Here is a 12,979-nt window from a genome sequence, read left to right as displayed (position 1 = left end):
TGTGAAGGGCGCCCCTGCTCCTCTTGCAGACCGGCGCCTGGTCTCCGGGCCCTCTCCTCGCTCTCTGCGGCAGTCGGTCCCGGCGGCCGAGAGCATCGCGTGGATCAGAACACGCGATGGCACCGCACGGTCGATGAGCTCTCCCGGTGAGCACTCGTTCCCGGGGGGAAGGAACCCTCTCCAGTGACAGACGTCAACACCCACGGCTCGACCGTGGACCTCACCGCCGACCTCTCCGGTCTGCGCGTCGCCGAGCTCCAGGCTCTCGCGACGCGGCTCGGCCTCGGCGGCGCCTCCAAGCTCCGCAAGGGCGAGCTGGTCCAGGCCATCTCGGACCTGCGCGCCGCCTCCGCCGAGGACGCGCCCGCCGCGATCGCCGACGCGGTCGGTCCGGACGACGCAGCGGTCGCCCCGGACGTCGACGCAACCGGCGTCGAGGCCGAGCCGGCCGATGTGGCCGAGCAGTCCGCTCCGCAGCCCGAGGCGCCGGCGGAGCTGCCGACGCCCGTCGAGAGCACCGAGGCCGACACGGCCGACGTCCTCGAGCAGGCCGCGCCCACCGTCGACGAGCCCTCCGCGACGGCCGCCGAGTCGGCCCCCGTCGAGCTCGAGCTCCCCGCGGCGGCCGAGCCGGTCGCCGAGCCCGCCGAGCGCGCGCCCCGCCGACGCAGCTCGCGCCGCGCCTCCAGCGGCACCGTCGCCGCCGGCGAGCACCTCAACATCCCCGGCGGGACCGGCGTCGAGTCGCTGATCCCCGACCTCCCCGTCATCGAGCAGGACCGCGACGCCGACCAGGCTGCGAAGCCCGTCATCGACATCGAGCTGCCCAACGGGCCGGAGTCGGACGACTCCTCCCGCGAGGGCGGCCAGCGCGAGCGCCGCGGACGCCGCCGCAGCCGCGGGGGCGCCTCCGAGCAGAGCGAGCAGGCCGAGCAGGCGCCCGCCGAGAACGACGCCGACTCCTCCGACTCCGGCGACCAGCAGGAGCAGCAGGGCGGCGACCAGCAGCAGAACGGCGACCAGCAGGGCACCGGCCGCGGTCGCAACCGCCGCAACCGGAACCGCAACCGCGGGGACGACCGCCAGAACGACGCTCAGCAGAGCCCCGCCTCGCAGTCCCAGCCGCAGAACGGTCAGGGCGCGCGCGCCGCGCAGTCCGAGGGCCAGCAGGCTCCTCAGCAGAACGGCTCCGGACAGCCCCAGAACGGCCAGCAGGCCGAGGGCGAGGACGGCCGCCGCAGCCGCTACCGCGACCGCAAGCGCCGCGGCGGAGCGATCGGCGACGACTTCGAGCCCGAGATCGGCGAGGACGACGTCCTCATCCCGGTCGCCGGCATCCTCGACGTCCTCGACAACTACGCCTTCGTGCGCACCACCGGGTACCTGCCCGGCGTCAGCGACGTCTACGTCTCCCTCGGCCAGGTCAAGAAGTACAACCTGCGCAAGGGCGACGCGGTCGTCGGCGCCATCCGCCAGCCCCGCGAGGGCGAGGGCGGCGGCCGCCAGAAGTACAACGCGATCGTCCGCGTCGACTCGATCAACGGCCAGACCGTCGAGGAGGCCGCTGCGCGCGTCGAGTTCCAGAAGCTCACGCCGCTCTACCCGACCGAGCGCCTGCGCCTCGAGACGGAGCCCGGCAAGCTGACCCAGCGGATCATCGACCTGGTCGCCCCGATCGGCAAGGGACAGCGCGGCCTGATCGTCGCGCCGCCCAAGGCCGGCAAGACCATCGTCCTGCAGCAGATCGCCAACGCGATCGTGCAGAACAACCCCGAGGTCCACCTGATGGTCGTCCTGGTCGACGAGCGTCCGGAGGAGGTCACCGACATGCAGCGCACCGTGCGCGGCGAGGTCGTCGCCTCCACCTTCGACCGCCCGGCCGAGGACCACACGACCGTCGCCGAGCTCGCGATCGAGCGCGCGAAGCGCCTGGTCGAGCTGGGCCACGACGTGGTCGTGCTGCTCGACTCCATCACCCGTCTCGGCCGCGCCTACAACGTGACCGCTCCTCCCTCGGGCCGCGTGCTCTCGGGCGGCGTGGACGCCTCGGCGCTGTACCCGCCGAAGAAGTTCTTCGGAGCGGCGCGCAACATCGAGAACGGCGGCTCGCTCACCATCCTCGCGACGGCGCTCATCGAGACCGGCTCGAAGATGGACGAGGTGATCTTCGAGGAGTTCAAGGGCACCGGCAACATGGAGCTCCGCCTCTCCCGTCACCTCGCCGACAAGCGGATCTTCCCCGCCGTCGACGTGAACGCCTCCGGCACGCGCCGCGAGGAGATGCTGCTCAGCGCCGACGAGGTCAAGATCACCTGGAAGCTGCGCCGCGCCCTCGCCGGGCTCGACCAGCAGCAGGCGCTCGAGATCATCCTGTCGCGCCTGAAGGAGACCTCGTCCAACGTCGAGTTCCTCATGCAGGTCTCGAAGTCGGCCGTCGGCCCGGCCACCGCCGGCCACGGCAACGGCCACCACTAGCGCCCCGACGTCCGCGGTCGCCCCTGTCACCGGGGGCGGCCGCGGACGTTTTCGCGTCCCCGGGCGATGAGCCCGACCCCGACCACCTCCGGAAGCCAGGACCCCATGTTCGAATCCGTCAGCGTCCTCCTCGCCGAGCACGAGGACCTGCAGACGCAGCTCTCCGACCCGGCACTCCACGCCGATGCCGCCCGCGCCAAGAAGGTCAACCGGCGCTACGCGGAGCTGAGCCAGATCAAGGCGGCCCACTCCGCCTGGATCCAGGCCGGCGAGGACCTCGAGGCCGCGCGCGAGCTCGCCCGCGAGGACGAGGCCTTCGCGGAGGAGGTCCCCGAGCTGGAGGAGTCGCTGCGGGTGGCGCAGGAGAAGCTGCGGCGCCTGCTCATCCCGCGCGACCCCGACGACGGCCGCGACGTCATCATGGAGATCAAGGGCGGCGAGGGCGGAGCCGAGAGCGCGCTGTTCGCGGCCGACCTCCTCCGGATGTACCTCCACTACGCCGAGGCGAAGGGCTGGAAGACGGAGATCCTCGACCGCGACGAGTCCGACCTCGGCGGCTACAAGAACGTGCAGGTCGCGATCAAGAGCAACGCCACCGATCCCTCGCAGGGCGTGTGGGCGCACCTCAAGTACGAGGGCGGCGTGCACCGGGTGCAGCGCGTCCCCGTGACCGAGTCGCAGGGGCGGATCCACACCTCGACCACGGGCGTGCTCGTGTTCCCCGAGGTGGACGCGCCCGAGGAGGTCGCGATCAATCAGAACGACCTGAAGATCGACGTCTACCGCTCCTCCGGTCCCGGCGGGCAGTCCGTCAACACGACCGACTCCGCCGTGCGGATCACCCACCTCCCGACCGGCATCGTCGTGTCGATGCAGAACGAGAAGAGCCAGCTGCAGAACCGCGAGGCGGGCATGCGCGTGCTCCGCGCTCGCATCCTGGCCCGCCAGCAGGAGGAGATCGCCGCGGCGGCCTCGGACGCGCGCAAGACGCAGATCCGCACGATGGACCGCTCCGAGCGCATCCGGACCTACAACTTCCCCGAGAACCGCATCGCCGACCACCGCACCGGCTACAAGGCGTACAACCTCGACGGCGTGATGAACGGCGCGCTCGACCCGGTGGTGGAGAGCGCCATCCAGGCCGACGAGGAGGCCCGCCTGGCCGACATCGGCTCCGAGGAGGCGTGACCCTCGTGACCACCGGCGTCGACGCGCGCACCCTCCTCGCGGATGCGGTCGCCCGCCTCGCCGCCGCCCGCGTCCCCACGCCGGACGTCGATGCGGAGCTGCTTCTCGGGCACCTGCTCGGGCTCGGCCGCGGCCGGCTGCAGGCGCGCCTCATCACGGGGTTGAGCGTCGACGAGGAGCACGCCGCGGCGTTCGCGAGCGCTATCGAGCGCCGGTCGGCTCGCGAGCCCCTGCAGCACATCACCGGGATCGCGCCGTTCCGCTCGCTCGAGCTCGCGGTCGGACCCGGCGTGTTCGTCCCGCGACCCGAGACCGAGGGCGTCGCGCAGATCGCGATCGACGCGCTCCGAGCGGTCGTCGATCCGGAGCCGATCGCCGTCGACCTCGGCACGGGCAGCGGAGCCCTGGCGCTCGCGCTCGCGCACGAGGTGCCGCACGCGCGCGTGATCGGCGTGGAGAACGCTCCCGAGGCGTTCATCTGGGCCCGCGGCAACCGCGAGCGGCTCGGGCTCGAGAACGCCCGCATCGTCTTCGACGACCTCGCCCGGGCACTTCCCGAGCTGGACGGCACCGTCTCCGTCGTCGTCTCCAACCCGCCCTACATCCCGGCCGCCGCCGTCCCGCGCGACCCGGAGGTGCGCCTGTTCGACCCGCCCTCGGCGCTCTACGGCGGCGAGGACGGCCTGGACGTCGTCCGCTCGCTCTCGGCGACCGCCCTCCGCCTGCTCCGCTCCGGGGGAGTGCTGGTGATGGAGCACGGCGAGCTGCAGGGCGCCGATATCCGCGCCCTGCTCACTGCCGACGGCTGGCGCGGAGCGACCACGCAGCGCGACCTCACCGGCCGCGACCGCGCGACGGTGGCGGTGCGCTGAGGCGTCGCGGAGCTCTGCTAGCCTCAGCGGCGATCCGGTGGCCGCACCGGGCAGGCAGGCTCGGGAGGCTCGCATCGCCGCTGCACGCGATCGGCCGCGCCGTCGGCTCCGCCGCCCGCTGCTGATCGTCCTGGCCGTCGTGGTGGTCGCGGCCCTCGTCGTAGTCGCCGTGCGGCTCCTCGAGCGGAGCGACGGAACTGCTCCCGTGGCCTGCGCGCCGTCGTCCGTTTCCGCGTCGCCCGCGCCTGCCATCGGCTCGGTCGACGACTACCTGGGCGGCCGGTCCTACCTCCGCGGCGTCAACGTGTTCGATCTGCAGTCGCGCGTCGACGTCGGAGTCGACTGCACCGCCGGGAATCCGGCCGAGAGCTACGAGTTCCTGGCGGACCGCGGGCTCACCCTGGTCCGGCTCGCGGTGCCCTGGTCGCTCCTGCAGCCGCAGGCCGACGGGGAGAGCACCGACGACGCTCTGGCGAAGGGGCTCGATCCGGCGGCGGTCGCGCTGCTCCGGACCGAGATCGCCGCCATCGGCGCCGCCGGCATGCGGGTCGTGCTCGACCTGCACAACAACGGCACTTATCCGGCGAGCCAGGGCGATCTGCCCGAGGGGACCGTCTGGTTCGGATCCGGGCTCTCGGTATCCCAGGCGCAGAGGGTCTGGACCCTGCTCGCGGCGGAGTTCCAGAACGACGGACGCATCGCCGCCTACGACCTCTTCAACGAGGTGAAGCGGTCGCTGGTCCCCGTCGAGCCCTACAAGGCCTACACGCAGGCCGTGGTGTCGGCCGTCCGGGGAACCGGCGATCGGCACACGATCTGGGTCGAGGGGATGCGGGAGGCGACGACGGGCACGGTCGCCGCGATCGCACCCGACGGGCCGTGGATCCAGGACCCGCTGGACCGGACCGTGTACTCGCAGCACTTCTACCCCGGCGGCACGGGCACGACCCTGCGCTCGGACAAGCAGGGCGGCACCGACGAGCATGTCTTCGTGGCGGCGGTGACGACCTTCGGGCAGTGGTGCCGGCGGTACGGGGTGCACTGCTCGGTCGGGGAGGTCGGCTGGCCCAGCGATCAGAGCCTCTCTCTCACCGCGGGCGGCGCGGGCTCCTGGACGGACGTCGGCGAAGCCTTCTACACAGCACCGACTGGCTGTTCCCGCTGATCGAGAACGACGAGCCTCTGGTGGTGGTCGCCGTGGGCGGCACGCCGGAGTCCTCGGCCAAAGCGGCGGAGGCGGTCGCCGCCCGCACGTCCCGGATGACCTGGCTCGCGTACGACGGATTCGACCAGCAGTGGCACGGCATCGGCGAGGAGCGGCCGCTCGCCGAGTCGCTCGCCCGTGCCGATCTCGTCCTGGTCGGGATGGGCATGCCCCGCCAGGAGCGCTGGATCCTGGAGAACCGGGACCTCGCCCCGCGGGCGGCGTTCGCGAACGTGGGGGGGCTGCCTCGACTACATCGCCGGCACGCAGGCGCTCGCCCCGCGGTGGATGGGCGCCCTGGGCGTGGAGTGGCTGTTCCGCCTGGCGCGCGACCCGCGCCGGCTCGCGGCCCGCTACCTCCTCGAGCCACTGCAGCTGCTCCGCATCGTCCTGTCCGGTCGGTCCCGCGCGAAGCGGACGCCCGGCCCGTGCGACTCTCCGCGGCCCTCCGGCCGGGTGTCGACCGGAGTCGGTCCGCACTGATCCCCGCCGGCGGGCCGCCTCAGGCCTGAGCGGAGTACTTCTCCTCGGTGGCGGCCTTCGCGGGGCGCCACCAGTCCTCGTTGGCGCGGTACCAGTCGATGGTGGCGGCGAGTCCGGCGTCGAAGTCGGTGTAGCGGGGGCGCCAGTCGAGTTCGGTGCGCAGGCGGGTGGAGTCGATGGCGTAGCGGAGGTCGTGTCCGGCGCGGTCGGTGACGTGGTCGAAGGCGTCCTCGGGTTGTCCGAAGGCGGTGAGGATGCGGGTGACGACGTCGAGGTTGCTCTTCTCGCCGTCGGCGCCGATGAGGTAGGTCTCGCCGATCTCGCCGCGGTCGATGATGGCCCAGACGCCGGTGTTGTGGTCGTCGACGTGGATCCAGTCGCGGACGTTGGCGCCGGTGCCGTAGAGCTTGGGGCGGATGCCGTCGATGGCGTTGGTGATCTGGCGGGGGATGAACTTCTCGACGTGCTGGTAGGGGCCGTAGTTGTTGGAGCAGTTGGAGATCGTGGCGCGCACGCCGAAGGAGCGCACCCAGGCGCGCACGAGGAGGTCGCTGGCTGCCTTGGTCGAGGAGTAGGGGCTGGAGGGGTTGTAGGGGGTGTGCTCGGTGAAGCGCGCGGGGTCCTCGAGCTCGAGGTCGCCGTACACCTCGTCCGTCGAGATGTGGTGGTACCGCACGTCGTGCGCGCGCACCGCCTGCAGGAGCGCGAAGGTGCCGATGACGTTCGTCGCGAGGAAGGGCGTCGGGTCGTGCAGCGAGTTGTCGTTGTGCGACTCCGCGGCGAAGTGGACCACCAGATCCGCATCGGCGACCAGCCGGTCCACCAGCTCGGCGTCGGCGACGTCGCCCTCGACCAGCCGCACGCGGTCGGCGACGGGGGCGAGGGAGTCGCGGCTGCCCGCATAGGTGAGCTTGTCGAGCACGGTGATCCGCGCGTCGGGACGCTCGCGCAGGGTCAGGTGGACGAAGTTGCTGCCGATGAAGCCGGCACCGCCGGTGACGAGGATCCGCACGGGTTCTCCTGGAGGTCGGGAAGGTCGGGGGAGGCCGGGCTCAGCGGCCCGCGTTCACGCCTTCGAGGCTGAGCAGGCGGTGGAGGTAGGCGCCGTAGCCGCTCTTGACCAGCGGTGCGGCGAGCTCGGCGAGGCGGGTGTCGTCGATCCAGGAGTTGCGCCAGGCGATCTCCTCGATGCAGCCGATCTTGAACCCCTGCCTCTGCTCGATCACGCGCACGAACTCGGTCGCCTCGATCATGGAATCGAAGGTCCCGGTGTCGAGCCAGGCCGTTCCCCGGTCGAGCACCTGGACGTTCAGCCGCCCCGCCTCGAGGTAGCGCTCGTTGATCGTCGAGATCTCGAGCTCGCCGCGGGCCGAGGGCGTGATCGTCTTCGCGATCGCCACGACGTCGTTGTCGTAGAAGTAGAGGCCGGGCACGGCGTAGTTGCTGCGCGGCTGCTCGGGCTTCTCCTCGATGGAGACGGCTCGGAAGTGCTCGTCGAACTCGACGACCCCGTAGGCGCGCGGGTCGGCGACCTGGTAGGCGAAGATGACGGCGCCCTCGATCGTGGTGTTCGCCGCGAGGGCGGTGCCCAGGGCGGTGCCGTGGAAGATGTTGTCGCCCAGGACCAGGGCGACCGACTCGTCGCCGATGAACTCCTCGCCGATCAGGAACGCCTGCGCGAGCCCGTCGGGGGAGGGCTGCACGGCGTACTCGATCCGCATGCCCAGGCTCGACCCGTCGCCCAGCAGGGCGCGGAACTGGTCGTTGTACTCGGGGGTCGTGATCACGAGGACCTCGTCGATCCCGGCCATCATCAGCGTCGACAGCGGGTAGTAGATCATCGGCTTGTCGTAGATCGGCATCAGCTGCTTCGAGATGCCCTTGGTGATCGGCCACAACCGCGACCCCGAACCACCCGCGAGGACGATGCCCCTCATCGGAGCAGCCCCGGGTGAGGAGCTGCGGCGGGGGTCCGCTGCACCGCCGAGGGGAGCGTGAAGATCTGCGGGGAGAGGGTCACGGAGCCGACTCTATCGGCGGCGCCGCGGTGCCTCCGCATGCCGGTGCGGCGGGCGCGGAACCCGTGGCGGGGACTGACGGTCGAGCGACCGCTACCGACGCGATCCGACTCCGTGAGCGGCGCGCACGCCGCCCCCGCCTCCGTATCGCGCCTCCCACTCGGAGGCCGCCGGGCACGGGGATAACTTCTCCGACGTCCGCGGCTCCGCCTGCCGCGACGGAGAGAGGTACCGCCCTGTGCACGAGGTCATCGACCAGCGGGATTCCGCGCTCCTCCCGTCTCCCGGTCCCTGCCGCCGATCCCCCCTGACGGGGGGAGTCCGCCCGTGCTGACCATCGGGATCGTCGCCCTCGACGCCTGGCACGCGGCTCCGCTCGAGCGCGCCTGGCGCCGCCAGGGGCACCGCGTGGTCGTGGTGACCGGTGACCCGGAGGGGTTCAGTGGGGCGGAGCTCCGCCCCAGCGTGCTCGCCCGCTTCCTCGAGCCCGCCCGCCGGAGGGGCGCCGGGTCCGTCGGGCTCGCCGTCGTCACGCGCCGGGCCCGCCGACTGCTCGCTCCGGAGCGGCCCGACCTCGTGGTGGCTCTCCCGGGGACGGCCGTGGAGCTCGCCGGGCTCGCTCCGATGACCGTCCTCCTGGCCGACGACCTCCCGGCACTCCCGCGCCTCCGGTTCGAAGAGGAGCGCCGCGGTGCTGTCGTCGTCACCCCGACGGAGCGGCTCGCGTCAGCCCTCGCGGGAACGGTCGTGCCCCTGGGCCTGCCGGACGCGTCGTTCCCGACGCCGTCCGCCCCCGACGGGCCCCTCCGCTTCGCCGCCGTGGGAGCCTCCTGTCTCGACCGGGGCGCCGAGCGGCTCGATCTCCTCGCCCGCCTGGACGGCACCGAGTACGTCACCGTGATCGACGACGGCGGCATCGCCGACGACCTCGCGTCGGGGCTGCGCTCCGTCGGCGAGCAGGACCGCGACGGCGTCGTCGAGGTGCTCCGCCACTCCCACGTGTACGCCCACCTGACGCCGTCGACGACCGGCGCGGCCGCCGGACTCGACGCGCTGGCGAGCGGGCTGCCGGTCCTCGCGATCGAGTCGAGCGTCCTGGCCGATCTCTGCGCGGCGGGGGCGGGCGTGGTCCTCTCAGACGACACGACGCGCGAGGAGTACGAGGACGCCCTCCACCGGCTCCGACGCGAGTGGACGGCTCTCTCCCGGGGGGCCGCCGAGCTCGCGCGGGAGCGCCCGTGGTCCGTCGCGGCCGAGGAGATCCTCGCCCTCGCGGAGGGACGCGTCCGTGTCCCTTGAACCGGTCCCGGCTGTCGGCGCCTCCGCCGACGCGATGCTGCCGAACGCCGTCGCCCTGCGCCTGGCCGCCGTGCTGGTGCAGTACACCCTGCGGACGCACGGCGTCCGCAGCCTCGTGGTGAAGGGCGAGGGTCTGCACCGCCAGGGGATCCGCGCCCCGATGACGTCGGCCGACGTCGACATCTGGGTCGACCCCGAGCGCTTCGACGAGGCTCTCGCGCTGCTCGCCTCGATGGGCTGGCGCCGCCGCGCCGAGGCTCTCAGCTGGACCCTCTTCGTCGACCACTCGATCACGCTCGTCCACCCCTCGTGGCCGTGCGACGTCGACGTCCACCGCTCCTTCCCGGGTGCCTTCGAGGAGGAGCGGATCGTCTTCGACCGCCTCTGGGCGGCCGCCGAGGATCTGCCGCTGAGCGACGAGACCCTGCGGATCCCCGGGCGCGCGCACCACCTCGTGCTGCACGCCCTGCACCAGCTGCGCAGCGCGCGCTCCGCCTCGGCGACCACGGCGCTGGCGGTTCTGAAGGCGCACGGCGCCGGCCTTCCGAGCGAGGAGCGCGAGGCGATCCGCGACGCGGCCGTCGAGCTCGGCGCGCAGACGCCGATGACGGAGCTCCTCACCTCCTGGGGAGTCCCCGCCGCGCCTGAGGAGCGCTACCGGCACGCCCAGACTCTCTGGGACGTGCGCCGCAGCTCCGACCGGCACACCTTCAACTGGCTGCACGCCGTGGCGTCCGCTCCCTGGCGCCTGAAGGGAGGCCTGCTGCTGAGAGCCGCCTTCCCCACCCGCGCGGATCTCGAGGCGAGCCATCCCGAGGCGACGACGATCCGACGTCGGCTCCGGCTCCGGGGGGAGCGGACCCTGCGGGCGCTCCGAGGCCTCCCCTCCGCCCTCACCGGTTTCGCCAGGGTGGCGCTGAGCGGCCGCAGCGAGGAGCAGGGCCCGGCGTCCTCGTTCGATGCGATCGCGGCGACCACGGCGCCGGTGAGCGACCTCCCGGCCTCGTCCGATCCCGCGGCGAGCGCCGTGCATCCGGTGGAGGCCTCCGCCGAGGCGCAGGGTGGCAGCGCGCCGCCGGCCCAGCGCTTCGCCGTCGAGCGCACGGACCGTCAGGTCTACGTGCTCGACCTGTCCCGCCCGTCGGTGCCCCCGATCGTGCTCTCGCTGAGCGCCGCCTCGGTCTTCGAGGCCGTGATCCGGCAGCGCCGACCCCGGGACGAGGTCGTCGACCTCCTCGCCGATCACTACGATGTCGACCGCGGGACGATGGGCCGCGACGTCGACGCCGTCCTGGCCGAACTCGACGTCCGCTTCCCGGGCGCGGTTCCCGACGGGGCGCTCTCATGAGGGCCGCCCGTTCCCGATCCCTGCGGATCCTGCACGTCCTCGACTCCTTCGAGGACGGCGGAGCGCAGCGTGTGGCCCTCTCCCTGGGCGCGTGGAGCCGCGAGCGCGGCTGCGAGACCGCCTACTGGGGGCGTCCCGGGCCGCTCAGCGACCGCGCCGCGCAGGAGTCGCCCGTCTTCGTGGTGCCGAGACCGAGACAGGGCTTCGCGGCCGATCTCCGCGGCCTCGCTCTCGCCGTCCGCCGGTTCCGCCCGCACATCCTGCACGCCCACCAGCGCCGCGAGGCTCTGCTGGCCCTCCTCATCGGCGCCGCGCTCGGTGTCCCCGTGGTCGAGCACGCGCACACCGAGCTGCCCGGGATCGACAGGCGAGCGCTCTCCTTCCGCTCCCGGCGGGTGTTCGCCGTCTCCGCCTCCGTGGGGCGGATGGTCGTCGAGGGCTACGGCCGCCCGCAGGATCGCGTCGTGGTCACCGGCAACGCCCCGGCGAACGTCACCGCGGAGCCCGCGAGCGCGCCGGAACTCGCCGAGCCGGTCGTCCGCGTCCTCGGCATCGGGCGGCTCGCGGAGCAGAAGGACCCGATCCGCTTCCTCGCGGCCGTCGAGGCCCTCGCCCGGGTCCGGCCCGTCACCGGCACCTGGCTCGGCGACGGTCCGATGCTGCCGGTGCTGCGCGAGCGCGCCCGGGGAGCCGGAGTGGTCGACTTCGCCGGTCCGTCGGCGGACGTGACCGGAGCGCTGGACGCGGCGCATCTCCTCCTGTCGACCTCGCGGTGGGAGGGGACTCCGCTCGTGATGCTGGAGGCGATGGCCCGCCGTCGCCCGGTCGTGGCGACCGACGTCGGCGGTGTGGGTGAGCTGCTCGCCGACGGTCGGGGCCTCCTGCTCCCCGCCGACGCCGACGGGGAGCGGATCGCCGAGCTCCTCGCCGCCGCTCTGGAGCGACCCGAGGGGCTCCTGATGCGTGCCGACCGCGCGAAGGCGTGGGTGGACGAGGCCGCCTCGCCCGACGCCGTCTTCGGACCCGTCGTCGCCGCCTACCGCGAGCTCGGGGGCCGACGGTGAGCGGGGGCGTGCACTCGGTGACCGTCGTGGCTCCCTGCTACAACGCGATCGCCCGGCTCGACGGCTTCCTCGCGCGGCTCGCACTCACTCTCGGACCGGGGACGCGGGTCGTCCTCGTCGACGACGCGTCCTCGGACGGCTCGGCGGAGGTGCTCGAGAAGTGGGCCGAGGGACGCGAGGACGCCCGGGTCCTGCTCCTCGAGCAGAACGGCGGCGTCGCTGCCGCCCGGAACCGCGCCCTCGACGGCATCGACTCCGAGTTCGTCTGGTTCGTGGACGTCGACGACGAGTGGGACACGGAGATCCTCCGGACCCTCACCGCCGAGGCCGAGCGGACGGCGGCCGACGTCGTCGTCTGCCGGGCGCTCTACCGCACCCGGCAGTCGACCTCCGGACGTGTGATCGACGGCCTCGACCGGCGCGAACTGGTCTCGTCCGAACTCGCTCTCGAGCGGATGGCGTCCGGACGCCTGCACGGCTTCCTCTGGAACAAGCTCTTCCGCCGCGCCGTCCTGCAGGAGGAGCTCTTCCCGCGCTTGAGCTCCCAGTCGGACTTCGTCGGCGTGCTGCGGGCGGTCCAGGCGTCGGAACGGGTGCTCTTCGTGCCGGAGGTCCTCTACTCCTACGTCCACACGGCGTCCTCGATCACCCGTCGGCGCGACCCGGACCTCCGGAACCTCCTGGTCTGCGCCGAGGAGATGCGCGCGGCGCTCGCCCGTACGTTCGAGGAGGTGCCGCGCCCGCTGTCGGACTGGTTCACGACCTGGTTCTACGCCGTCCCCGTCGCGCTCACCCCGATCCGCCAGAACTCCGACGCGGCGCTCGTCGAGACCGGCGTCCGGCTCGGGTCCGAGGCGCTGCGCGACGTCCGCGTGCTCCGCTCCGCGCGGTCGCCGCGGCTGCTCGTCCTGGGGCTGGTGCTCAAGCACGTCCCCGCCGCCTTCACGGCGCTCAGCCGGATCCTCTACGCCGTGCACGACACCCGCCGCCGGCTCTCCGATCGGAGGAGCACCCGGTGGACGACGTGA

The 12,979-nt window shown here is 72.8% G+C and carries 11 protein-coding genes and 1 pseudogene; 10 read left to right on the top strand and 2 right to left on the bottom strand.

Going from position 1 to position 12,979, the window contains the following annotated elements; genetic code table 11:
• Positions 1–183: 183 nt before the first annotated feature.
• From rho to C5C54_RS18490, 6 genes and pseudogenes are all read left to right on the top strand, one after another.
• Positions 184–2,475, top strand: coding sequence for a transcription termination factor Rho (rho, locus tag C5C54_RS00765; protein ID WP_104246597.1), 2,292 nt, complete (start codon positions 184–186; stop codon positions 2,473–2,475).
• A gap of 105 nt (positions 2,476–2,580) precedes the next feature.
• The gene (prfA, locus tag C5C54_RS00760) at positions 2,581–3,663 is read left to right on the top strand and encodes a peptide chain release factor 1 (RefSeq protein WP_104232724.1); all 1,083 of its coding nucleotides are present in this window, start codon (positions 2,581–2,583) and stop codon (positions 3,661–3,663) included.
• On the top strand, positions 3,660–4,535 hold the full coding sequence (gene prmC / locus C5C54_RS00755; protein ID WP_104260199.1) for a peptide chain release factor N(5)-glutamine methyltransferase: 876 nt from the start codon (positions 3,660–3,662) through the stop codon (positions 4,533–4,535). Before prfA ends, prmC begins: the two co-directional genes overlap by 4 nt.
• 37 nt (positions 4,536–4,572) lie before the next feature.
• On the top strand, positions 4,573–5,700 hold the full coding sequence (locus C5C54_RS00750; RefSeq protein ID WP_181127829.1) for a glycoside hydrolase family 5 protein: 1,128 nt from the start codon (positions 4,573–4,575) through the stop codon (positions 5,698–5,700).
• 20 nt (positions 5,701–5,720) lie between these two features.
• A pseudogene (locus tag C5C54_RS18495) lies at positions 5,721–5,924 on the top strand (WecB/TagA/CpsF family glycosyltransferase); the annotation flags it as partial.
• Positions 5,878–6,222 carry a WecB/TagA/CpsF family glycosyltransferase gene (locus tag C5C54_RS18490; protein WP_219813756.1) on the top strand — a complete coding sequence of 115 codons (345 nt, stop codon included), beginning with the start codon at positions 5,878–5,880 and terminating at the stop codon, positions 6,220–6,222. The pseudogene C5C54_RS18495 and the gene C5C54_RS18490, both read left to right, overlap by 47 nt.
• Before the next feature lie 19 nt (positions 6,223–6,241).
• On the opposite strand, the gene rfbB is transcribed toward C5C54_RS18490, so the two are convergent.
• The gene (gene rfbB, locus C5C54_RS00740; RefSeq protein WP_104223009.1) at positions 6,242–7,234 is read right to left on the bottom strand and encodes a dTDP-glucose 4,6-dehydratase; all 993 of its coding nucleotides are present in this window, start codon (positions 7,232–7,234) and stop codon (positions 6,242–6,244) included.
• A 40-nt stretch (positions 7,235–7,274) separates the two neighbouring features.
• Positions 7,275–8,159 carry a glucose-1-phosphate thymidylyltransferase RfbA gene (gene rfbA, locus C5C54_RS00735; RefSeq protein ID WP_104232713.1) on the bottom strand — a complete coding sequence of 295 codons (885 nt, stop codon included), beginning with the start codon at positions 8,157–8,159 and terminating at the stop codon, positions 7,275–7,277.
• A 408-nt stretch (positions 8,160–8,567) separates the two neighbouring features.
• Here rfbA and C5C54_RS00730 point away from each other — a divergent pair, with 408 nt between their 5' ends.
• Genes C5C54_RS00730 through C5C54_RS00715 form a run of 4 tightly spaced genes read left to right on the top strand, consistent with a single transcriptional unit; the run spans position 8,568 to position 12,979 of the window.
• Complete coding sequence (locus C5C54_RS00730) at positions 8,568–9,539, top strand: glycosyltransferase family 4 protein (protein ID WP_146078761.1); 972 nt, start codon at positions 8,568–8,570, stop codon at positions 9,537–9,539.
• On the top strand, positions 9,529–10,887 hold the full coding sequence (locus C5C54_RS00725) for a PqqD family peptide modification chaperone (RefSeq protein WP_104287592.1): 1,359 nt from the start codon (positions 9,529–9,531) through the stop codon (positions 10,885–10,887). The genes C5C54_RS00730 and C5C54_RS00725 overlap by 11 nt, the downstream gene beginning before the upstream one ends.
• Entirely contained in the window at positions 10,884–11,951 is a 1,068-nt protein-coding gene (locus tag C5C54_RS00720) for a glycosyltransferase family 4 protein (RefSeq protein ID WP_104287591.1), read from the top strand. The genes C5C54_RS00725 and C5C54_RS00720 overlap by 4 nt, the downstream gene beginning before the upstream one ends.
• An 8-nt stretch (positions 11,952–11,959) precedes the next feature.
• Complete coding sequence (locus C5C54_RS00715; RefSeq protein WP_181127828.1) at positions 11,960–12,979, top strand: glycosyltransferase family 2 protein; 1,020 nt, start codon at positions 11,960–11,962, stop codon at positions 12,977–12,979.

Source organism: Rathayibacter sp. AY1F2 (assembly GCF_002930885.1).
Lineage (GTDB): Bacteria > Actinomycetota > Actinomycetes > Actinomycetales > Microbacteriaceae > Rathayibacter.
Note: the sequence above shows the minus strand (reverse complement) of the source record. Positions and strands in the feature narration are given on the sequence as shown.